General features: G+C 67.8%; 15 protein-coding genes and 1 pseudogene. 5 read left to right on the top strand and 11 right to left on the bottom strand.

The features are described from left to right. Position 1: 1 nt before the first annotated feature. Both Q664_RS23910 and Q664_RS23905 read right to left on the bottom strand, forming a co-directional pair. A complete protein-coding gene (locus tag Q664_RS23910) occupies positions 2-3166 on the bottom strand; it encodes an efflux RND transporter permease subunit (protein WP_043400065.1) in 3165 nt (1054 codons plus the stop codon). A 24-nt stretch (positions 3167-3190) separates the two neighbouring features. Continuing rightward, positions 3191-4381, bottom strand: coding sequence for an efflux RND transporter periplasmic adaptor subunit (locus Q664_RS23905; RefSeq protein WP_043400206.1), 1191 nt, complete (start codon positions 4379-4381; stop codon positions 3191-3193). A 194-nt stretch (positions 4382-4575) separates the two neighbouring features. Here Q664_RS23905 and Q664_RS63205 point away from each other — a divergent pair. The 3 genes and pseudogenes from Q664_RS63205 to Q664_RS23890 all read left to right on the top strand — a co-directional run. Further along, positions 4576-5976 (top strand): annotated as a pseudogene (locus Q664_RS63205) (CehA/McbA family metallohydrolase); the annotation flags it as partial. A gap of 228 nt (positions 5977-6204) precedes the next feature. Next, complete coding sequence (sitA5, locus tag Q664_RS63200) at positions 6205-7587, top strand: SitA5 family polymorphic toxin (protein ID WP_481954999.1); 1383 nt, start codon at positions 6205-6207, stop codon at positions 7585-7587. Next, positions 7587-7937 carry a DUF2019 domain-containing protein gene (locus Q664_RS23890; RefSeq protein WP_043400063.1) on the top strand — a complete coding sequence of 117 codons (351 nt, stop codon included), beginning with the start codon at positions 7587-7589 and terminating at the stop codon, positions 7935-7937. The genes sitA5 and Q664_RS23890 overlap by 1 nt, the downstream gene beginning before the upstream one ends. Positions 7938-7951: 14 nt before the next feature. Here Q664_RS23890 and Q664_RS23885 read toward each other — a convergent pair whose 3' ends face one another. From Q664_RS23885 to Q664_RS23865, 5 genes are all read right to left on the bottom strand, one after another. Next, positions 7952-9208 (bottom strand): esterase/lipase family protein, encoded by a 1257-nt coding sequence (locus Q664_RS23885; protein WP_152622304.1) that lies wholly within the window; start codon positions 9206-9208, stop codon positions 7952-7954. A gap of 155 nt (positions 9209-9363) precedes the next feature. Continuing rightward, positions 9364-9816 (bottom strand): SMI1/KNR4 family protein, encoded by a 453-nt coding sequence (locus Q664_RS23880; RefSeq protein WP_043400060.1) that lies wholly within the window; start codon positions 9814-9816, stop codon positions 9364-9366. A gap of 5 nt (positions 9817-9821) precedes the next feature. Beyond that, positions 9822-10805 carry a 2-dehydropantoate 2-reductase gene (locus Q664_RS23875; protein WP_043400057.1) on the bottom strand — a complete coding sequence of 328 codons (984 nt, stop codon included), beginning with the start codon at positions 10803-10805 and terminating at the stop codon, positions 9822-9824. Next, positions 10802-12331: an acyl--CoA ligase gene (locus Q664_RS23870; RefSeq protein ID WP_043400054.1), complete on the bottom strand. Its 1530-nt coding sequence runs from the start codon at positions 12329-12331 to the stop codon at positions 10802-10804. Before Q664_RS23870 ends, Q664_RS23875 begins: the two co-directional genes overlap by 4 nt. Before the next feature lie 51 nt (positions 12332-12382). Beyond that, positions 12383-14362: a hypothetical protein gene (locus Q664_RS23865; RefSeq protein WP_043400052.1), complete on the bottom strand. Its 1980-nt coding sequence runs from the start codon at positions 14360-14362 to the stop codon at positions 12383-12385. 206 nt (positions 14363-14568) lie between these two features. On the opposite strand from Q664_RS23865, the gene Q664_RS23860 reads away from it, so the two are divergent. Further along, positions 14569-15552 carry a DUF2169 family type VI secretion system accessory protein gene (locus Q664_RS23860; protein WP_326938735.1) on the top strand — a complete coding sequence of 328 codons (984 nt, stop codon included), beginning with the start codon at positions 14569-14571 and terminating at the stop codon, positions 15550-15552. An 82-nt stretch (positions 15553-15634) separates the two neighbouring features. After that, positions 15635-16099 carry a DUF4150 domain-containing protein gene (locus Q664_RS23855; RefSeq protein WP_043400046.1) on the top strand — a complete coding sequence of 155 codons (465 nt, stop codon included), beginning with the start codon at positions 15635-15637 and terminating at the stop codon, positions 16097-16099. Between the two features lie 13 nt (positions 16100-16112). On the opposite strand, the gene Q664_RS23850 is transcribed toward Q664_RS23855, so the two are convergent. The 4 genes from Q664_RS23850 to Q664_RS23830 form a co-directional block, all read right to left on the bottom strand. Further along, positions 16113-16916 (bottom strand): hypothetical protein, encoded by an 804-nt coding sequence (locus Q664_RS23850; RefSeq protein WP_043400192.1) that lies wholly within the window; start codon positions 16914-16916, stop codon positions 16113-16115. A gap of 52 nt (positions 16917-16968) precedes the next feature. Further along, positions 16969-17550, bottom strand: a complete 582-nt coding sequence (locus Q664_RS23845; protein ID WP_043400043.1) for an imm11 family protein — start codon at positions 17548-17550, stop codon at positions 16969-16971. Positions 17551-17568: 18 nt separating this feature from the next. Then, entirely contained in the window at positions 17569-18477 is a 909-nt protein-coding gene (locus Q664_RS52555; RefSeq protein ID WP_052518581.1) for an AHH domain-containing protein, read from the bottom strand. 1176 nt (positions 18478-19653) lie between these two features. Next, the gene (locus Q664_RS23830) at positions 19654-21681 is read right to left on the bottom strand and encodes a TonB-dependent receptor (RefSeq protein ID WP_052518579.1); all 2028 of its coding nucleotides are present in this window, start codon (positions 21679-21681) and stop codon (positions 19654-19656) included. Positions 21682-22010 lie beyond the last annotated feature (329 nt).

Raw genomic sequence — 22010 nt, 5'->3', positions numbered from 1 at the left:
CTCACGTTCCCGGGCGCGTCTGGGGGGGACGCTGCACCGGCTCACGGCCTCCGTGTTCCTTGCCGCGCCTCAGCTTACCCAACATCCACGTGCGCGCGTCGTGAAGAATCTCATACACCGTCGGAATCACCAGGAGGGTCAACAAGGTGGAGGTGATGACGCCGCCGATGACGGCACGCCCCAACGGCGCGCGGAAGTCGCCACCCTCGCCCGCGCCCAGCGCTACCGGCACCATGCCCGCGATGATGGCCAGCGTCGTCATCATGATGGGCCGCAGGCGGATGCGCCCCGCCTCGATGAGCGCCTCGCGCATGGACAGGCCTCGCGAGTGCGCCCACCTGGCGAAGTCGATGAGCAGGATGGCGTTCTTGGCCACGATGCCCATCAGCAGGATGACGCCGATGAGGCTCATGATGTTGAGCGTGTCTCCCGTCACCAGCAGTGCCAGCACCACGCCAATGAGTGACAACGGCAGTGAAATGAGGATGGCCAGCGGATCCAGGAACGAGCCGAACTGGATGACCAGGATGAGATACATCAATAGCACCGCCACCCCGAGCGCGAGGAAGACACGGCTGAACACCTCGGCCTGATCCCTCGCCTCGCCGCCCTCGCCCAGGACGTAGCCCGGCGGCAGCCGCACCTGGTCCAGGCGCGCCCGGATGTCCGTCATCACCTCCGACAACGAGCGCCCCTGCACGTTGGCCTGGATGTTGATGACCTTCTCGCGGTTGAGGTGGTTGATTTGAGCGGGCCCCACCGTCTCGCGGATGCGGGCCACCTGTCCCAGGGGAACCAGGGCCGGAGGCCCCCCCTGTGTCGCGCCCGCCACCAGCGGGAGTTGCCCCAGGTCACCCGGACGCACCCGGGCCTCGGGCACCACCCGCACCATCACGTCCCGCGTCTCGCCCGACGGATCCACCCAGTCCCCCGAGTCCACACCCGCGAAGGCCGCGCGCATCGCCTGCGCCACCTGGGCCACCGTCACGTTCAGCCGGCCCGCCACGGCGCGGTCCACCTCCACCTCCACCTCCGGCTTCTCCCCGCGCGTGGACAGGCCCACGTCCACCGCGCCCGGCACCTTCTCCACCTCGCGGCGCAACTGCTCGGCCAGCCGCGTCAGCTCCCGCGCATCCGGCCCGCGCAGCTCCAGCTGGATGGACTTGAAGGCGCCGCCAAAACCACTGGTGAAGACGGAGACGTTCGCCCCGGCCACGCGCGCCATCTCCTCGCGCAGCGTGACACCGAGCTGCTCCTGGCTCACCTCCCGCTCGTGCTTGGGCGTCAGCTTCACGTACACCAGCGCCTGGTCCACGCCCGGCGAGCGCAGCGGCAGCGGCGTGCCGATGGTGGTGAAGGTGTAGCGCACCTCGCCGTGGTTGCGAGCGATGCGCGTCACCTCCTCCACCTTGCGCTTCGTATATTCGAGGCTGGAGCCCGCGGGCGTCTCCACCAGCATCTCCACCTCGGCCCGGTCGCTCACCGGGACGAAGCCCGCGCCGCCGAAGGCCCCCTGCAACACCAGCGCGCCCACCAGCGAGCCCACCGCCACCAACACCATGGCCAGCCGGTGGTCCAGCGCCCAGGCGATGACGCCCTTGTAGTTGTCCGCCTGCCGATCGAACCAGTGGTTGAAGCGCGCCAGCACCCGGGAGATGGGTCCCTTGTGCGCCCCCTTCTCCACCGCTGGGTCTGGCCAGTACGCGGAGAGCATCGGGTCCAACGAGAAGCTCACGAAGAGCGACACCAGCACGGAGCACGCGATGGTGAGGGCGAAGGGTTTGAACCACTGGCCCGCCACGCCGTACATGAAGGCCACCGGGACGAACACCGCCACGATGGAGAACGTGGTCGCCGCCACCGCGAGGCCAATCTCACTCGTGCCCTCGCGCGAGGCGGTGTAGTGGTCCTTCCCCATCTCGATGTGGCGGACGATGTTCTCGCGCACCACGATGGCGTCGTCGATGAGGATACCGATGGCCAGCGTGAGGCCGAGCAGCGACATGGTGTTGAGCGTGAAGCCGAACGCCCACACGCTGATGAAGGACGCCAGCACACTCACCGGCAGCGCCAGGCCGGTGATGACGGTGGAGCGCCAGGAATTGAGGAAGAGGAACACCACCAGCACGGTGAGCAGCGCGCCTTCCACGAGCGCGGACTGCACGTTCGCCACCGCGTTGTCCACCTGCACGCCCGAGTCGCGGACGATCTCCATCTTCACGCCCGGGGGCAGCTTGGACTGGAGGGCCTGGATGCGCTCGCGCACGGCATCGGCCACCTCGGTGGTGCTGTAGCCCTTGGACTTGAGGATGTCGATGCCCACCGCCTCGCGGCTGTTGAAGAGGGCCAGGGTGCGGGGGTCCTCGGTGCCATCCATCACCTTCGCCACCTGGCCGAGCCGGATGGGCTGGCCCCCGCGCTCGGCGATGACGACACGCGCGAAGTCCTCGGGCGTCTCCAGCCGGCCCTTGAGGCGGATGGTCGTCTCCTCCAGCGGTCCGTCCAGCCGGCCCACCGGCGCGGCGAGGTTCTGCGCCTGCAGCGCCTGCACCACCTGCGAGATGCTCAGCCCCGCGGCCCGCAGGGACTGTGGGCTGACGAAGACGGACATCTCCCGCTCGATGCCACCCACCACCGAGGCCTGGGCCACGCCTGGAATGGAGCGCAGCTCACCCACGATGCCCGGGTCCACCAGCCGGGTGAGCGCCGTGGCCGGCATCGTGTCCGAGGTGATGGCCATGGAGACGATGGGAATGTCCGCCGGATCGAAGCGCGTGAGGACGGGCTCCTCCATCTCCAGGGGCAGATCGGCGCGCTTGCTGGAGATGGCGTCGCGCACGTCCTGCGAGGCCTCCTGCAGGTTCTTCTCGAAGTCGAAGAAGATGGTGAACTGGGCGAGGCCGTCGATGGCGCTGGAGGTGGACTGCGCGGCATCCACGCCGCTGATGGCGAAGAGGGCGTCCTCGATGGGCTCCACCAGCTCGCGCTCGACCACGTCCGGGGAAGCGCCCGGGTAGACGATGGTGACGTTGATGATGGGCTGCTGGACGTCGGGGAACTCGTCCGTCCGCAGGGAGACGAGCGCCACCAGGCCGAACACCACCAGCGCCAACATGGCGGTGATGGTGACGATGGGCTTCTTGATGGCGAAGTTGGAGATGAACACGGAAAGGCTCTCCTTCAACGAGGCTCAGCGGGGCACGGGCTGCTGGGGCGGGGACTCGCCCGGCGGAGTGCCACCGCCGCCCACGCCAGGCCCGGACTCCTGGGGCCGCTGGGGCAGCCGCAGCTCCACGGAGGTCCCCTCGGCGACATCCCCCGACGAGGTTCGCAGCAGCACGTCCCCGGGTTGCACGCCGGAGCGCAGCTCCACCAGCCGCTCCAACTCGTCCGTCATGCCAAGCTTCACCTGCACGCGCTCCACCCGGCCGTCCTTCACACGCAGCACCGTGGGCGGCTCGGCGCGCACGTCCACCGCCGACACGGGCACCGCGGGGACTTCGCGCCGCAGCGCCGCCACCCGCCCCTCGGCGGAGAGCCCCGTGAGCAGCACCTGCTCGGTGTTGGGCAGGGCGACGTAGATGCGCACCTGGCCCGTTCCCGGATCCACCGCCGGGTTGACCTGCTCGATGCGGCCCTCGAAGGAGCGCTCCCCGAAACCGGCCACGTTGAAGGCCACCCCGACGCCGGGCTCGAGCACGCTGAGCTGCGCGGCCGGAACGGAGGCCTCCAGACGCAGGCTGGTGGGGTCGATGACGGTGTAGAGCGCGGTGCCCGGCTGGACGATGTCGCCCGCGCTGGCGAGACGCTCGCTCACCACGCCGGCGAAGGGCGCGCGGATGCGGGTGCGGCCCACCTGCTGACGCGCGAGCGCGAGCCGGGCCTCGGCATCGGAGAGCTGCGCCTGGGCCTGGAAGCGGGCGAGCTCCACCCGCGCCAGCTCGCGGCGGGTGATGACGCCCGCGTCGGCCAACTTGCGGTTGCGCTCCTCCTCGGCCCGGGCCACCCGGAGTCCACTGCGCGCCACCCGCACCGCGCTGCGCGCGGCGATCAACTGGTCCTGCAACGAGGTGTCCTCGATGCGCGCGAGCAGCTGACCCTTCTTCACCTTCTGGCCCTGCTCCACGAGCATCTCCAGGACGGCCCCCTGGACCTCGGCGCGCATGGTCGCGGCACGCCGGGCCTGGAGCGTGCCGGAGAGGACAGGCCCACTCTCCAGCGTCCGCGGCTCCACCCGGACCACATCGTCCGGCCCGAGCACCACCGGTGCCTTCTCCTGGGGCTGCTGCGCCCGCGGGCTCCCCCGGTCGCAGCCGGGGAGCATTGCCAGCCCCAGCAAGACGAGGACCCCCCACGCCGCGCCCCGGCGTCCCGTGCTCATGCTCACGCCTATCCACCTCCTGACACGCCGCGTAGAGATGTGCACACGCTGGCCCGGCTGCATCCTGTCTCGCTCCTGGGTGGGCCCGTCCGGCCGCGCTCCCACGCCTGCCTGCCTGGGGTCACCGGTCCTGCCGGCGGTACGCGCAACGCCCTGTGGGCCAGGATTGCCCGGGATGGCACCCGGACGGCCGCATGGTTGGATGGGCTAGGCTGCGCCCCGTGCTACTCGCCTGCCTTCTCGCTTGTACGTCCGCCCTCGCCGCCGGCCCGCTGGTTCTGGAGGGAGAGGTGCCCGCCGAGGGCGGCTTCTTCGATGTCCCCTTCGAGGTACCTCCGGGCACCGTGGAGTTGGAGGTGCGCCATGACGACCTCGCCAGCGAGAACATCCTCGACTGGGGGCTGGAGGATCCGGAGGGCTTCCGCGGCTACGGCGGCGGCAACGAGGAACCCGCGGTCGTGAGCGAGCGGGCCGCATCGCGCTCGTACCTCGCCGGGCCCTTGCGCCCTGGGACGTGGAAGGTGACGGTGGGCAAGGCGAAGATTCGCAAGACGCCCGCGCGCTACCGCATCGAGGTACACCCGCGCACGGCGGTCACGCTCGCGCCCCAACCCGAGCGCCAGCCCTACCACCCCCCCGACGCGCTCTCCTCGCAACCGCGCTGGTACGCCGGCGACTTCCACGTCCACTCGCGCGAGAGCGGTGATGCGAAGGCCTCGCTGGATGAAATCGCCCACTACGCGAGGGAACAGGGGCTCGACTTCGCCGTCCTCACCGAGCACAACACCACGTCCACGCTCGACTTCCTCGTGGAGGCCCAGTCACGTCACCCCGACCTGCTGCTGGTGCCCGGCATCGAGTACACCACCTACGCGGGGCACGCGAACGCCATCGGCGCCACCGGCTACGTGCCGCCACGCGTGAACGAGGGCATCACCTTGCAGGAGGCCATTGATGCCTTCCACCGACAGGGAGCGCTCTTCTCCATCAACCATCCCACCTACGACGTGGGAGACCTGTGCATCGGCTGCGCGTGGCAGCACACGGTGCCTCCGGGTGGCGTGGACGCCATCGAGGTGGCCAACGGCGGCTGGGAGAAGCTGGGGCGCTTCTTCTCCGAAGGGGCGCTCGGTTACTGGGATTGGCTCCTCGCGCGGGGGCATCACACCGCGGCGCTCGGAGGCAGTGATGACCATCGCGCCGGAGTGGACCTGGACTTCACCCAGAGCGCCATCGGCAACCCCACAACGCTGGTGTACGCGAGGGAGCTGAGCGTGGCCGCGCTGCTGGAAGGCATCCGTAACAGCCGGACCGTGGTGAAGCTCCAGGGGCCGGAAGACCCCATGGTGGACCTGACGAGCAGCGTGGCGCCCACCGGGGACACCGTGCTCGCGCCGAGCGCCCGGCTGAGCGCACGCGTCACGGGTGCGAAGGGCCACCAGGTGCGCTTCGTCCACAACGGCGTGCGCCTGCCGCTCGTGGAGGTGACCTCGGAGGACTTCGTGGTGGAGCAGGAGGTCACCTCGCCCGAGCAAGGCGAGGACCGTTTCCGCGTGGAGGTGTGGATCAACGGCCATCCGCGCACCGTGACGAGCCACTTGTGGGTGGCGCGCACCAAGGAGATGCGAGGGACTCCAGGACCGGTGCCCCAGATGATGGAACCGGAGGCCTGTGGCTGTGGCTCGGCGCCGGGATGGAGCGCGAGCGTGCTCGCGCTGCTCGTGGTGGCGCGCGGGCGAAGAGGACGAAAGCCGGCCCACACGCATCAGAGTTCGAACCACTCCTGGAATCCTGGCTGTGAGTTACGTGAGCGTGCACATCCCATCTGGTGCTCTCGATTGGGCGCGATTGCCCTGACCGCGCTGATGCTTCTCAACGCATGCACAATGAGAAGTCCCCTTGGCAGAGAGCCAGCGTCACTGCAAGCGTGGACAGAGGAAGTGGAAGCGGATGATGAAGACACTGGCGAGGGTGAAGCATTCTTCGCCAAACTGCCCACGGACTTTCGGCCAGTGCAGGTCAGTGACTCCGAGCTGACGAGCGCACTGGCAACACTCTGGCTCAACCTGCCGCTGCGAGTGTCTACCCTCTGCCCTCCCCTGCGCACCGACCGAGAGTTGGCGCTGGTCTCCGCACCGTTGAATGGTGGAGCATGGCGATCCGAGATTGGACAGGCATACGGTCGATACTGCGAGCGGCGCGGTACTCCGGGTGACTGTCTGACGCTGTTCTCGGATGGGGCCCGCTGGCAGGACAACGACAAGCGGAGCCTTGCCCTTGCCTTGGCGGTGGGACCCGCCCTGGAGAAAATGGACGCGGAAGTGCGGGCCATGCTCAACCCAACCCAGATGCTGGCGACCCTCAGCATCGCCATTACGGCCTACATGGCGCTCCTACTCGCGCCCGTGCCCGAGCCGGTGACGAAGGGGCTGGCCGCCACATTCACGCTGCTCATGTGGGGCTATCTCGGATGGGAGTTCTTCGACCTGCTGCGCGCCTACGCCCAGCTTCATGAGGATGCGCCACGGGCCTCTACTTTCGCGGAACTGCGCGAAGTGGGAGAGCGGTTTGGGAAAGTCATCGGCCCCAATAGCGTGCGCATTCTCCTAATCGTTGGAACGGCGGCGGTAGGTGAAACGATAGCTCTCGTATCCAAGGGGCCGCTGTTGCCGAGCCTGGGACAAGCATCGCGCGCGGTCGAACTGAACACCGGTCTACACCTGATGAATGCGGCGACGGGCGCCGAGCGGGTCATCGTTTCCGTGAACGAGGGAACGCTCCGTGTTGTCCTGCCAACCACTGCGGTGTCCATGACCTCGCACGGGAGCGGCGAACGCTCCGCACTCGAGTCCGAGGCGCGCACGAAAGGTGGAACGCTTCTCCCCAATGGTCATCGCGCCTTCAATTCATTCCGTGCCTTCAAACGTCACATGGGAAGTGCTGGCTCAGGCAAGGAGTGGCATCACATCATCGAGAAGCGCAACGCCAGGCGGTTCGGAGCTGAAGCCATCCACAACACCGAAAACATCATTCCACTGGAAAAACCCCTTCACGACAGATTGAGTGCCCTGTATTCGTCGATCCAGGAAAACATCACCAGATCCACGAAGCTCACGGTCAGGCAGTGGCTCGATACCCAATCCTACGAAGCGCATCGGACATTTGGTCTTCTAGCGATTGAGAACGTCAGAAATGGAGTCTGGTAATGGAACTGGAGAGCATCGTGGAAGACTTCGCCCGGAACGTGGCCGAGCACACGGATGCACTCTGGCGCGGCGACCGCACGGGCGGGAGGAAGTACACCAAGCGGTACATCGCCGCATTCAAGAAACTCCGCGCCCAGGGCGATGCCGGACGGGATTCACTCGCAACACTGCTCACGCACCCGCGCATGGATGTCCGCGTCAAGGCCGCTACCTACCTGCTCAGCGAGCGCCCAGAACAAGCCAAACCCGTCCTGCAGGACGCAGCAAAGGGAACGGGCATGATCCCATTCCTGGCCGCTCAGACGTTGAAGTACTGGGAAGAGGGCACCTGGAGCCTGGATATTGATTAGATGCCGACTGCTCGTCACGCCTCGGGACTCATGTTTTCGCCCAACGGCACGTCGGACCCACGAATGTCTCGCTCGAAATGTGGGAGGCGGCCCGTGCGGTACGTGTGGTACCTCGTGAAGGCGGCGATCTTCCGCCACAGGGCCTCGAACTCCTTCGGACCGAAGTCCGAATTGGAGCCCAGCAGATCGTACTGGTAGTAGCGCAGCGCCACGTCCGGAGGCGGCTCGGCATAGCGGAAATGGCCGATGACGTCCGCGTGGTCCGCTTCCACCAGGAAGCTGGATTCCGCATCCGGCCACACCATGGAGACGCTGTTGACGATGCCATCGTTGTCCGACGGTGTCAGCATTCGCGGCTCCCGCTCCGGCTCCAGCAGCCAGGGGAGGGTCTGGGTCTGGCCCATTTCCGCGCAGGGGAGGCGCGCGTTCATCGCGTACACGAACTTGTACAGCCCCCGCGCATGGGCCGCCGGGCGCTTCGCGACGGTCACGATGGAGCCGTAGTGGATACCCTGCTTCTTGAAGAACTCCTGCTCCTCAACCGTTGTCGTCAGGTGTGCCGGACTCACGGGAGCGCCCGGGGTCCATACCGGGTCCAGGTCGGAGACCGCGGCGATGTCGGTGGCGATGTCGAGCAGCCAGCGGAGCGTCTCGAAGTACGAGGCCCGTGCGAGCGCCCACTCGAGTGGATCCTTCGAGGAGTCAAAGCCCACCATCGTCTGGATGACGGCATCGAACCAATCAGGCGAACCCTTGCTGGGAGGAAACAGGCCCTTGAAACGCCGGCCGATGAAGCTCGCGCCCACTTCCCGGAGGGTCCGGGTCGTCTCGAACAACATGCGCGGCAGCAACCGTGCGATGCGCGAGGGAATCCGGAAGCCTCTCAAGCGGTGAGCCAGGTTCGTCCCATGCTGGGGCGTGGAGATGAATTGCACGGTGCGGATCTGCCCGAGCACGTCCTCGCTGTCCCCGTGCGTCTCCTCATCCTTCCGGTAGTCCATGAGGAGCTGCCGGACGTCGAGCCCACCCGTCGAGTGGCCCACGAGGTGGATGCGGTCCTCGCGGCCAATGACTCCCCGCTCCTGGAGCTCGCCAAGCCACCGCCGCAACAGCCGGGCCCGCGTCTGAACGCTCGCCGTGGGGATGTTGGGGAAGTAGTGCACGACCAGGGGGGTGAATCCGAGTGCCTGGGTCACTCCATGGTAGTAGCGCAATGAGCCGAGCGCCTGGAAGCCGCCGAAGCCAGGGACGAGCACGATATGGTTCTGCATGGCCGACACCCCGAGGGGCACATGCGAAACCAACGTGCCCGCTCTCTCTCCTCATCATGCGCATGCAGGGCATGAGCGGTGAGGCGACGACGAACCCGGGCCTGGTCCACAGCCCTACGGGCTCGCGGCCGGATAGCACCCTGCCTGCCGCGCGCTCATTCCATCTCCATCTCTCGTTCAACCCGCTCGGCCAACCACATCGTGAAGTCAGAAGCCACCCGGGTGGGCTCCTGCTGCTCTCCGGCTGTGTGGTCCCAGAGCACCACAGGAGGCTCTCCTGCTCCCCGGGAATCAAGGCAGTAGAGATTGCCTCCTCCGTCATTCATCAAGGGTATGAGGTACACGGGAAGCGCGGGACTCATCTCCTCCCGCTCGCTCCTGGTCATCGCGGTCAAGCTCAAGTACGGCGGAACATCCACGCCAAGCCCGAAGAGTTCGATGGACCCCACGCCTCCCCACCCGAAGCGCTTCAAGAAGAGCCTGTAACCACCGGTCAGATCCACCTCCAGTTCAGCACTGGCGGTGTCGATCTCCGCATCGCTCACGCCCTGGCCAAAACTCTTCGTGGGATTGATCTGCAGCAACTCCGAAAGATCGTTGAAGGTCATGGGCGTTAGCCTGCCGGATAGCACCCCGCCTGCCGTGCGCGCTCGCGCACCAGTGTCAGCACCAGCTCGCACGCGGGCATCGGCTTGCCCACGAGCTGACCGAGCTCCACCACCGCGCCCAGCAGCGCGTCGATCTCCATCGGCCGGCCGCGCTCCAGGTCCTGCAACATCGACGTCTTGTGCGCGCCCACCTCCGCCGCGCCCTGGATTCGCTTGTCCACGTCGATGGGAAAACGCACCCCGAGCGCCTCGGCGACCGCCTGCGCCTCGACCATCATGGTCCGTGCCACCGCCCGCAGGTCTCCCCGGGTCGCCAGCGTGTCCAGTGTCGCCCCCGTCAGCGCCGAGAGCGGATTGAAGGCCAGGTTTCCCCAGAGCTTCACCCATAGCTCGTCACGGATGCGCGGCCGCACCGGCGCCTTCAGGCCCGCTCGAATCAACAGCTTCGACAGCGCCTCGACGCGAGCACTCTTGCTCCCATCCGGCTCGCCCAGCGTGATGCGGTCTCCATACGTGTGCTCGATGACGCCGGGCTCCACCACCTCGGCCGCCGGGTAGAGCACCGCGCCAATCGCCCGCGAAGGATGCAGCGTCTCCCAGAGCTTCCCACCCGGGTCCACGCTCTCCACCCGCCGGTCACGGTAGGGCCCCTCGAGCCCGTGGAAGTACCAGTACGGCACGCCGTTGATGCCCGTCACGAGCGCCGTCTGGGGCCCCAGCAGCGGAACCATCTGTGCCGCCGCCGAAGGCAGGGAATGTGCCTTCAGCGTGATGACCACGTAGTCCTGTGGTCCCGCCTCGGCCGGGTCGTCGGTGCACAGCGGCCGGACCGTGACGCTCTCGCCGCCGCTGCGCAGGGTGACCCCCTTCTCCCGCATCGCCGCGAGGTGTGCCCCCCTCGCGATGAAGGTGACATCCGCGCCCGCCTGCAACAGCCGGACACCGAGGAACCCGCCAATCGCTCCCGCTCCGAAGATGGCGATCTTCATTTCGTGAGCCCCAACCGCTCGGCCAGTCCGATGCGCTGCAGCTTGCCCGTCGCCCCCTTGGGGATTTCCGGCAGGAAGACGATCTTCCTCGGCACCTTGAAGTCAGCCAGCCGTGCGGAGGCGAAGTCCTGGAGCTCCCGCTCACCGGCGCTCGCGCCCTCGCGCAGCACCACGGCGGCGGCCACCTCCTCGCCCAGCTTCGGGTGCGGCATGGCGAACGTCACCACCTGCTGCACCGCCGGGTGGTCCATCAACACCGTGTCCACCTCCAGCGGGCTGATCTTCTCGCCTCCCCGGTTGATGATTTCCTTGAGCCGGCCGGTGAGCCGCAGGTAGCCCGCCTCGTCGAGCACTCCCTGATCTCCCGTGCGGAACCAGCCCCGCGTGAAGGAGCTGGCGTTGGCCTCGGGGTTGTTCTCGTAGCCGGCCGTGACGTTGCGGCCCCGGATGACCACCTCCCCGAGTGCCCCCGGCGGCAGCAGGGTTCCGGCCTCATCCATGATGGCGACCTCCGGCCCCGCGGCGATGCCCACCGAGCCCGCGTAGCGCGGCCGTGGCGGCAGCGGATTCGACGCCATCTGGTGCGACGCTTCCGTCATGCCGTAGCTCTCGATGACCGGCACGCCGAACACCTGCTCCAATTCCTCCATCACCTGCGGCGGCAGCGACGCGGACGACGAGCGGATGAAGCGCAACCGCCCGGCCTGGATGACTCCGGTGTTGCGGCTGGCACGGCCGAGGATCGCCTGGTGCATGGTGGGCACCGCCGTGTACCAGCTCGGCCGCACCTCCTCGAACCAGCCGAAGAACTTGAGCGCGTTGAAGCCCGGCGTGCACACCACCCCGCCGCCCGCCGCCAGGCTCGCCAGCACCGCCGCGATGAGGCCGTGGATGTGGAACAGCGGCATGATGTTGAGACAGACATCCTCCCGCCCCAGCGCCAGCGTCTGGCCAATGTGGTACGCGGAGGCCGTGACGTTGGTATGGCTCAGGGGGACGATCTTCGGCCGTGCCGTCGTCCCCGAGGTGTGGAGCACGAGCGCCACATCCCCCGCCTCGGCGAACCCCGCCCGCTCCGGCGTGCCGGAGAGCGGCCGCTCCGGCTTCAACGTGAAGCGGCCCGCGGGCCCGTTCGTGTCGGGGACCAGCTCGATGACGGGAATGCCTCGCGCCGCGGCCACGGCACGGGCCGGGCTCTCCATGCCCTCGAGCAGGACGAGCGCCCGGGCCTTCAGGTCGGAGAGGTAGAAGTCGAACTCCTCCGCCCGGTAGGCGGGATTGAGCGGCGCGGTGGTGGTGCCGCAGGCGAAGGTGACGAAGGCCACCGCCATCTCCGGCCCGTTGGGCAGCACCAGGGCCACCCGGTCCTCGCGCCCCAGGCCCATGCCGTTCAACGCCGTGACGGTGCGCCGCGCGAGCTCCCGCAGGCCTCCGTACGTCAACCCGGGCCGCCCTGGCGCTCCGATGGCGAGGTCACCCTCGCCACCGCGCTCGATGAGGCCCACCACCGTGTCCGCGCGCTCCATCCGGGAATCTCCCCTCCTGCTGGTGGTTCCCGGATATGCCCTCCTGCGCCCTCACGCAACAGTCGGCGCGCCCGCCCCGTCACCGACCCGCTTCCCGGTGACGACCTCCGGACGGGAGGCGCGGGCGGTGGACTCGCGAGGCTCGGGCCGCGGCGCTCGTGGAGGAGCCTGGACGTCCACCACCTCCTCCCGGACGGCTTGCGTCTTGTGCCAGCAGCGAAGGTTCTCCACCCATTCCTCGTCCTTGATGGCATCGAGCACGACCTGGAGCCGGGGAATGCTCCCGTTGGACGCCGAGCCGGACAGGAGTTGGAGGAACGCGTCCTGCTTGCTGCGCTTGTCGGCCCGATCACTGGCCTCCAGCAAATCCGTCACCGTGCGGATGCCATACCGGCGCAGGGTCGGGAGCAACGAATCAGGTTCGCCGTCGGTCTGTCCCCCGACGTTGCAGTGCAGGTGGAGGATGGCCTGATCCACCCAGTCCAGCAACCGCGGCGCGGGAACACGCGTCTGGAGCATCAGCTCGACTACGTCATGACGCGCCAGGGCCTGGACGTTCGTCACCCCTTCGTCCTGCAGGCGCGCCCGGTCATAGATATCGACTCCTTCCAGGCTCGTGAGCGGCTCGTGCGGATCGACGAGCTGGAGGCCCGGATCCTTCGCCGACCGCTTCATCTTCCGCAGGGTGGTGCGCAAGAGCTCGCCGATGAAGACCAGCCCCGTCTCGGGGATGATGCCCGTCAAGAAGGCGAGCGTGTGCAGCGCGGGCGTCAGGGTCTGACCGTCGCCCGGGACGATCAACCAGCTCTCCTCCAGCACCCAGGCCAGGACCATGACCGTGAAGACGCGGGTGGTGATGTGGCTGTAGATCTTCGGCTGGAGATCCCTCCGGGCATAGCTGCGGAAGGTGGTGGACAACGCATAGGCATACGCCCCCAGGAAGCCAAAGGGGAGCGTGGACTTCAGCGGCTGGAAGAACCCCAGGAAGTCCACCGGTGAATCGCCATTGTCCGGCGTCCCCCCGCTCAGCATGGTGAAGGTCCAGCCGAGCGCCAGCACCAGTGTGGCGATGAGCAGCGGCGAGCGCCGCGTGGGGAGGAGGCGGGTGGTGCCATCGCGGCCCTCGGTGCCATACGCCTCGTCCATCTGCTTGCCGTAGCGCGTCTGGACGTCCCGCCGGGTCTCCACCGCCGGATCGAACCGGAAGATCTGGGCGACGAACCGCTCCCGCAGGGTGCTCTGGTGCTGCCGGTCGAACGCGAAGAAGAGCACCGCTGGCAGCAACGAGAGCAGTCCGATGAAGAGCAGCTGGAGGAAGCGGCCGGCGACGAGCATCCGGTCCTGGGAGCTCACCTCGGGAAGCACCTGGCCCGCGCTCTTCACCCACACCGTGGTGGCCTCCAGAACCTTCCGGAGATCGCCGATGAAGCCTTCCGAGGCGAGGATGACGAGGCTCGGAATGCCCACCCCGATGGCGAGGAGCAGGATCGGGTAGACCTTGCCCCGGACCCAGCGCCGGAAGGAACGCCTCACCCCCATCCTGCTCCCCAGGCGGGCGACCAGCAGCATCGACACGAGCGAGGCCGCCAGCAAACCCAGCGCGATGAGCAGGTACGTGCGGGCACGGCGCCCCTCGAACATGTCGATGAGGAAGAAATACGCCGCGGTGATGAAGGACAACAGCGACAGCTTTCCCGTGAGGGATTGGATGAAGGCCAGCCGGTGTACCCATCGGCTCGGCTCGGGCTGCAGGGAAATCCTTCCCCGCTGCGCCAGGGCCTCGAGGTCGAACGCCTCGACATCCTGCGCGGACACCCGCCTGTCGCACTCGAGCGGCGAGAGGACGAGGACCGTGTTGTCAGGACGGCGGATCTTCAGACGGCGATCGGTCTGGTTCGACACCAGGGAGGCCCTGGAACGCGAATAGCCGAGCAGGAATCGCACCGCGGTCCGGGTACCGGAGCCGATGCGCTGCCGCCACGCAGCAGGGCCTTCGGCGCCCTGGCCCTTGCCGTCGTTGCCCGGATTCATGTGTGTACCCTCCCCGAGAGGTGATGGGCTCCCCGCGGAAGAAGGAGGGCACGGAGGGGAATTGTGACGTGCCCCGGAGTACCAGGCCGCACGGCGGCAGCACGCCTGCTCCTGGGACCGCGACACTGGTACAGTGCGGTCCCTGCACACTTATGGGACACCCCGGCATCGAGAACGAAACACCGTTCGTCTTCGAACTCATGGGAATGGCGGATGAAGAGGGCCGGCCGCTGCTCCTGTTGTTGGTGAAGGCAACGTATTCCATCGGAGACACGAAGCTGGAGCCCGCTCCCGAGCAGGTGCCGGTGAAGTGGGGAGGCGAGCCCTGGGGTACGCCGGGCGAGTCCAGCGACAAATACGAGCCCGAATGTGCCTTCATCAAACCGGCCACGGACGTGGTGCTCATCGGTCACGCGTACACCGCCAAGGCCACCACCGAGACATGGGTGACGATGCAGGTGGGCCCGCTGAAGAAGAGCCTCCGGGTGGTGGGCGAGCGCACGTGGTTCCGGAGCATGGGTCGCGTAGCCATGACGAAGCCGTTGCCCTTCGAGCGAATGCCCCTCACCTGGGAGCGGGCTTTCGGGGGTTGGGACCGGAGCGCTCCGGACCCGAAGAAGCACTCCTTCGAGCCGCGCAATCCCGTGGGAACGGGCTTCCGGGTGAGTCCTCACTCCTTCGAGGAAGAGCTGCGGCTGCCCAACCTGGAGGACCCGGAACATCCGCTGCGGGAGTTCGGCCAGAAGGTGCCACCCGCGGGCTTCGGCTTCACCTCACCCCATTGGCAGCCACGCGCGGCGTACGCGGGCACCTACGACGAGGCCTGGGACAAGACGCGCAAGCCGCTGCTGCCCAAGGACTTCGATCGGCGCTTTTTCAACGCCGCGCCCCCGGGCCTCGTCGCCCCCGGGTACCTGAAGGGGAACGAGCCCGTCATCCTCACCAACGTCTCGCCGAGAGGACCGCTCACCTTCCGGCTCCCCGCGCAGCCAGCGCCCACCGTCACCGTGGAGCGCGCGAGTGCCGAGGACGCAACGCCCGACATGCACCTGGACACCGTCATCCTCGACACGGACGCCCACCAGGTGCTGCTGCTGTGGCGGGGACACGTGCTCCTGGACGAAGGACTCCACGATGTGCGCGGCATCCGTATCACGGCGGAGGGCGTGTCCCGTCCGAAGGCGGACTGACCGGCCCGGGCACCACGAGGGTCCGGCCTCGCGGCAGGGGCCCCGGCGCGATAGACTGGAGCCTCACACGAGGGGGAGAGCCATGCCCGTCAACGTCGGTGTCAACAAGATGTCCGTGGTGACCAAGGACAGCGGCGGTGTCACCTCGGCCTTCCCGGACGTGTGCAAGACGCCCACCCCGGGAGGGCCCGTGCCCATCCCCTACCCCAACATCGCGCAGTCCTCGGACACGGCCAAGGGCACGAAGAAGGTGTCGGTGAAGGGCAACCCGGTGTGCGTGAAGGACTCGAACTTCAGCACCAGCACGGGCGACGAGGCGGGGACCGCGGGCGGCGGTGTGGCCTCCAGCAAGACGAAGGGCAAGGCCGAGTTCGTCAACTTCTCCTTCGACGTGAAGTTCGAGGGCAAGAACGTGGCGCGCGCCATGGACCTGATGCTGCACAACGACAAGAACACGCCGCCCTTCCCCGTCATCCAGGGGCCCGTCGTCGCCTCGGAAGGTGACGAGGAGGACCCCGAGTGCCTCGTCTGCGAGGAGAAGCTGTAGCGGCTGCGTGTTGTCAGCGCGGGGTGGCGATGGCCTCGCCAATGGAGGCGACCCAGTCCCCCTGATAGCGCTCCGTCATCGGAACCTGGGCCAGAGGGGGGCAATAGCGGTAGCGCACATTCGGGATGTCGAGCCCGCGTTTCCGGGCCAGCCGGAGCAGGGCCAGGCCTTCGAACCACAAATAACGATGCGCGGCGAAGTGGTCCTCTCGCGCGGTGAAGCCGCGCGCCCGTGCCTCGGTACGGGCCTCGTGCACCGCCAGTGCGTCAGAGAACGCTGACGCGAAGGCTGATGAATCCGCATCCACCAGTGATTGCGCGAGCGCGGGCCAACAATTCTCTCGAGCAGCGCGGGCCAGGTTGTCGAGCTGCGGACGGGGGTCCACACCCCGCTGCGTATGCAGCACCAGTGCGCCCAACGTGGAGGCCCAGGCGAACTCCACCGCATACTCCTCCTCCTTCCGCCACTGCGCGGACAGCCGCTCGGCGACCTCCGCCGCGAGACTCCAATGACCCGCCGCCATCACTCCCGCCAGAGGGGTGAGACCCCAGGAGGCAGGCGGAGGCTCCAAGTTCCTCCGCTCGAGGTGGACGAGGAGGCGGCGCCAGTTCTCCGCCGCCCGGCAGAGATTGAGGAAGAACGGCTGGGAGCGACCCTCCAGCAAGAGCGTGGCAGCCGCGATGTTGACGAAGCAGCGGCACAACTCGCGCATGTGCTCCACCAGGGAGTCGCGCTCACCCTCCGGGTCGATGTGCGCGATGAGGACCGGCGCCGCCGCCCCTGCGTTCTCACGGAGTAGTGCGAAATCGATGTCCATGCTCACTCCTGCGGTCTCCTGCTGCTCCGCCGGTGCTCCATCAGGCTCGCGTTCAGGTGCCCTTGCCGTTCCAGCCATTGGCTGGGAAGAAGCCGCACCCCGTGAGGCCAGCCCCCGCCAGGGCCTCGTGCACGGTATCGTCGATCATGGTGTTCACTCGCAGATGCATGGGCCGGAAGACCTTTGGCCCCCCTGGCTCCAAGTTCTCCTTGAGCACCAGCTTTCTCACCCGATCGATCTCCCTCTTGAGAATGGCGCCCATCCGGACATCCGAACGTTCGAGGTCAATGACCTCCCTCCGGGCGAGCACGTTCATGATGAAGTGCTCGCGTGAGGCCACCTCACGTTGGTGATTCACCAGCGTTACGGGCAGGAACTCCACGTCGTCCGGCGCCAGCTCGAGAACAATGCGCCGGACCCGCTCCGAAACGATGCGGATATCCAGGATGCTGGTGACGAAATCGTAGACTTTTCGCCTGTCCGGGAAGCTGGGCGAGAACCCCATGACCGCGTCGGTGGGAAACTCGGACGAAAGACGATGGGACTCCAGATAACGCCAGCCATCCGGGGCATTCCTCGGGTAGGCGTCGAGCACGGCCCCGTCATTGCGGTCACCCAATATCCAGAAACTCATTCATCCATCCTCTCCGCTCTACCAGAGCGCCGGCCAGATGTACTCCCTGCCCCCCTGAGTCTTCCAGCGACACCAGGGCCCGTCATGACGATGACCCTCGGCGGCACCGCGAACGGCTGTTCGTGACTCATCGAGGAGATCCACCCAGAGATCGGCCTCCAGACGCTTCAGAGCCTCGAACACCTCGGCGACGATGGCTTCGTGAGGCTTGCCCTCGCCACGAAGGGTATCAATGTCCGAGTCGATACGCTTCAGCCTTCGCATGACCGCCATCGTGTAGTTGTTGTGGTTGTTGGGATGTTGCAGCAGCGCGTGCACGGGAACGGCCCAGGCTTCGCTCGGCAGGATGATCAGGTTGTGACCGTGGTCGATGTCGTAGGGCGTCTGCAGCAGGATGTCGAAGTTCTTCGGCTTGTCGAAGATGGGTACCCCGTTGGAGTCCTCCGTGTAGAAGGCCTCACCCGGAATCATGTGATGGGCCTGCCATCGATAGGGCTGCTGCTGACCGCTCAACTCGGGGTTGAAGTTGGATGGTTGGGAGAAGCCCGCCTGGGTCGAGACCTCCGCGTGAAAGGCCGCGGGCCCCAGGTGCGGAAAGTCGTTGTATTCGGCGGCGTGGTTGGAGCGGATGTATTTCGCGGCGTTGCGGGCGTAATAGGTCCCCTTGCCGAGGATGGCCCGGTATTCGACCGCGGAGCTGGCATGTGGACCCGCGGACTCTTGTGCGCCGTTGTCCTTCGCCTTACGCCGTTCCTTCGTGTCCTTCACCTGCTGCTTGCGCGCGTCATTGCGCTTCATCGCGCCCGAACTGCCAGGCGTGGGGCCGAAGTCACGAATGTTGGGCCGGCCATCGGCGACGGCATGTCCATATAGCTCGAAGGACCCCTGCATGAGGGTCTTGAGCGGCACCGACCTGTTGCCCGTCATGTTCGACCTCCTCGTCCTGGGATGTCACCCACCACCAGCACGAACGCAGCGCGTTCTCCTGAGTCTGATTGAGAGACGACAACGCTCCGCCGAGCCGGCGCATAGCCACGCTGGAAGGCACGGACCACGAGACATGCTCCCACCGCACCTCCAGCGGCGCCCACATCTCCGAAGCCCGTCGCCGGAATCCAAACCGGCTCTTCCCCATGCAAGGCACCGCTCGCCTTCAAGCGCACCCATGCGTTCCCCCACTCCCAGGCGCGCCGTTCCTCGCCATTGAGATCGGACACGAGGAGAACCTTGCTGTCCTCAGCGGAAGAAGCCCCGAGCACGGCTTGAACACATGAGGAGAGTACCCTGCCATCCGGGCGGCGGCCGTTCGCTGGAGAGTTGGGCTCATGGGCGATGTGGACGGCGGTGAATTCGATGGCCGGAGTCACCGCGGACTTCCTGGCCGACCGGCGGGAGCGGAGCACCAGCAGAGCACCCGCTTCACCGGGGAGGAGCCCGACCGGGTTGTCCGCTGTCTTGAGCCGACGCGCGCTCAATAGGTACCGGAGGTGCTCCGGGTCCACCAACGAGTCGAGCCCGCCCACGATGCACGAATCCAGGGCACCGCGCTCCATCTCACGACGCGCGGCCTCGAGTGCGAGCGCGAAGCCAGCGCAGCCTCCCGTGAAGAAGCGCCACCGATCCTCGGGCCAGGACAGTCCGAGCCCATCCAATGCCCGCCCATCACCTGGCGCCCCAGCCGCCCGGCGGCAGCCGCAGTCTCTTGCGGTTCCATGCCATTCGAGAAGTCGGGCACAGCGAGGAAGACCCCCGCCTCGTGTCCGAGCGTCCGCAACGGAACGTGCGTCGCGAGATCCTCGAGGGCTTCCATGGCAATGGCGACGAGCCGACCGACTCCCGAGAAACCCAGGGTCGCTCCCGGCAACTCGTAGACGGTGACAGGCTGGGGCTCCCTGTCACCCGGAGCGAAGGTAGCGACGTCTACCGAGGCCCTTGGCCGGACGATGCCCGCTCGGAAGGCAGCAGCGGCAGTCACCACGGGACCAAGACTCGAGCTCATCCCCATGGCTTCTACTTTCACGAGTCAGTGCTCCCCGCCTCGAACAGCCCTGAGGTTCCGTAGGATACTGCATGCCATTGGCTCCAGGAGAGTTGGAGGTGCCGTCAGTAACGCACCTGGATGCCCAATGATGGGAGCGTCACGGGCGGCAGGCCGAACGGCTTACGCACCAGTTGGCCCCGCTCCGTCCCGTAGCTGTAACGGAACGTCTCCCGCGTCAGCGACAGGTTGAAGACATCCAGCCACGCCTCCACCGCCAGAGGCCCCCAGGTGCCCGTCTTGGATATCCGGCCGTCCACCCGGAAGTAACCCGGCAGGCGCGTCACCCGGTCCCGGTCCACCGGAGCCCAGCGCGCAGTGCCCCGCACCGGGTCCACGCCCTCGCGCTGCGTGTACGAGAAGAGCAGGCCGCCCGCCTCGGGCGCCCCGGTGTTGTAGTGCAGCGTGGTGCCCGCCGTGAGGCCCCATGGCAGCTTCACGGTGACGGCCGCGTTGAACACGTGCCGCTGCTCGAGCGCCGAGGCCAGGGGCAACACCTCCGTCCCCACCACCTGCCCCGCCTCGTCCCGCCGCTCCACGCGCGTGCTCAGCGTGCGCCGCTGGAAGGTGTACGAGGCGAGCAGCGACCACTGCTCCGACAGCGCGCGCCGGGCCAGCAACTCCACGCCGTAGCCGTGGCCCTCCGCCGTGCGCTCCCGCCCTCGCGCCACCGGATCATCCGCGAGCATGTCGAAGGACAGCACGTCCAGTTCCACCGTGCGCAGCAGCGGGTGGACGAACACGTCCGCGCCGAAGGTGAAGCCCGCCGGCCCTCGCACGTCCGCGCCCACCTCCACCTGGAGGGCCCGCTGCAATCCCAGCCGCAGCGCCGCCGTTCCCACGCCCGGCACGTCGAGCAGGTGGTTCGGTGCCTGGTGCAGGAGGCCCGCGCCCATCCGCAATGCCACCGTCTCCGAGAGCACCGCCCGCGCGTGCAGCCGGGGCTCGACCACCACCTGGTTCAGCGCGGGTGCCAGCAGGTATCCGTCCACACGCAGGCCCGGGGTGAGCCGCCACTTGCCCTGGGCCCACGTGGCCTGCGCGTACGCTCCCGCGAGCGTGGCCCGCGCGAGGGGTCGTGGGCCTCCCGTGGTGACGGTGGGCCTGCTGGGGTCATCGGACTCGCCCGGGCGGAAGGTGGTGGACTGCTCCGCGTCGACGCTCCGGCGCTCCACGTCCGCGCCCGCCTCCACCGTGAGCCCCTGGGACAGCGCGGCCCGCCACGCCATCCTCGCCCCGAGCGTGCGCTCCGCGAGCCCCACGGTGACACGTGAGGCGGAGCCTCCTCCCGTGGCCCCCAGCGTGTCCTGGCCCCAGGTGAGGGCGGCCTCGGCCTCACCCACGCCCAGCGGGTGCGTGAAGCGGAGATCCACCCGGTGGAAGGCCGTGCCCAACCGCACCACGTCCCCCGGACCGCTCAGGCCCGCGTCGTCCGAACTCCCCAGGGCCAACAGGCGCAGGGAGCCCTCGCCCACGGCCTGGGTGACGCGCGCCTGGTAGTCGAAGAGCCCGAGCACCAGGTCCGGGCCCGGCGTGCCGCGCGTGCCATTGATGACCGCCGCGGCGATCCACGGGCTGTAGCCGAAACGGCCCGCGAGGGTGAGCTCCGTGCCCGTGGAGGTGATGGGCACCTGGGTGAGCACGCCCACGTTGAGCAGGTCGATGGAGCCCATCGCGTGCACGGCGCCGGTGCTCGGCGGGAGGAGCCGCGCGTTCACGGTGCCACCGAGCTCCCGGCCGAATCGCGCGGGAGCGGGTCCCCGGTGGAAGTCGAGCCCGGAGACGAGCCCGGGGTGCACCGTGGTGGGGCCGACCCACAGGTGCTGGAGCTGCGGCACGCGCACGCCGTCCAGGTAGAAGCCCGTGGACGAGGGAGCCGCGCCGCGCACCACCGGCAGGCTCGCGCCCGAGACGACGTGGCTCACCCCGGGCATCACCATGAGCGCGCGGAAGGGCTCGCCCCACGTGCCCGCGAGATCCTTCAGTTCGGAGGACTCGAAGGTGAGCGGGGCCGCGCTCTCCGTGGGCGGCTCCCCAGCACGGGAAGCGGAGCCCACGAGGAGCACCAGCAGGACACAGGGCGTCGGACGCATCTCGGGTTCAGATCTCCCTCTCCCCCTGGGAGAGGGTGGGGGTGAGGGTATCGGGTTATACCCGGGACCCCCTCGCATCCAGAACCCGGGGTCCGGATANNCCNCCNCGCGCGCGCGCGCGCGCGTCGTCGTCGTCGTCGTCGTCGTCGTCGTCGTCGTCGTCGTCGTCGTCGTCGTCGTCGTCGTCGTCGTCGTCGTCGTCGTCGTCGTCGTCGTCGTCGTCGTCGTCGTCGTCGTCGTCGTCGTCGTCGTCGTCGTCGTCGTCGTCGTCGTCGTCGTCGTCGTCGTCGTCGTCGTCGTCGTCGTCGTCGTCGTCGTCGTCGTCGTCG

The organism is Archangium violaceum Cb vi76 (assembly GCF_000733295.1).
Classification (GTDB): Bacteria; Myxococcota; Myxococcia; order Myxococcales; family Myxococcaceae; genus Archangium; species Archangium violaceum.
The sequence above is the reverse complement of the archived record's forward strand: the minus strand, read 5'-3'. Positions and strand labels throughout refer to the sequence as shown.

Bases quoted from the DNA above. Each gene is read 5' to 3' on its own strand.
- Q664_RS23875 (WP_043400057.1), bottom strand. From the start codon at position 10,805: ATGAAGATCGCCATCTTCGGAGCGGGAGCGATTGGCGGGTTCCTCGGT.
- Q664_RS23830 (WP_052518579.1), bottom strand. From the start codon at position 21,681: ATGCGTCCGACGCCCTGTGTCCTGCTGGTGCTCCTCGTGGGCTCCGCT.
- Q664_RS23870 (WP_043400054.1), bottom strand. From the start codon at position 12,331: ATGGAGCGCGCGGACACGGTGGTGGGCCTCATCGAGCGCGGTGGCGAG.
- Q664_RS23865 (WP_043400052.1), bottom strand. From the start codon at position 14,362: ATGAATCCGGGCAACGACGGCAAGGGCCAGGGCGCCGAAGGCCCTGCT.
- Q664_RS23885 (WP_152622304.1), bottom strand. From the start codon at position 9,208: ATGCAGAACCATATCGTGCTCGTCCCTGGCTTCGGCGGCTTCCAGGCG.
- Q664_RS23855 (WP_043400046.1), top strand. From the start codon at position 15,635: ATGCCCGTCAACGTCGGTGTCAACAAGATGTCCGTGGTGACCAAGGAC.
- Q664_RS23890 (WP_043400063.1), top strand. From the start codon at position 7,587: ATGGAACTGGAGAGCATCGTGGAAGACTTCGCCCGGAACGTGGCCGAG.
- Q664_RS23860 (WP_326938735.1), top strand. From the start codon at position 14,569: ATGGCGGATGAAGAGGGCCGGCCGCTGCTCCTGTTGTTGGTGAAGGCA.
- Q664_RS23850 (WP_043400192.1), bottom strand. From the start codon at position 16,916: ATGGACATCGATTTCGCACTACTCCGTGAGAACGCAGGGGCGGCGGCG.
- Q664_RS23905 (WP_043400206.1), bottom strand. From the start codon at position 4,381: ATGAGCACGGGACGCCGGGGCGCGGCGTGGGGGGTCCTCGTCTTGCTG.
- Q664_RS23880 (WP_043400060.1), bottom strand. From the start codon at position 9,816: ATGACCTTCAACGATCTTTCGGAGTTGCTGCAGATCAATCCCACGAAG.
- Q664_RS23845 (WP_043400043.1), bottom strand. From the start codon at position 17,550: ATGAGTTTCTGGATATTGGGTGACCGCAATGACGGGGCCGTGCTCGAC.
- Q664_RS52555 (WP_052518581.1), bottom strand. From the start codon at position 18,477: ATGACGGGCAACAGGTCGGTGCCGCTCAAGACCCTCATGCAGGGGTCC.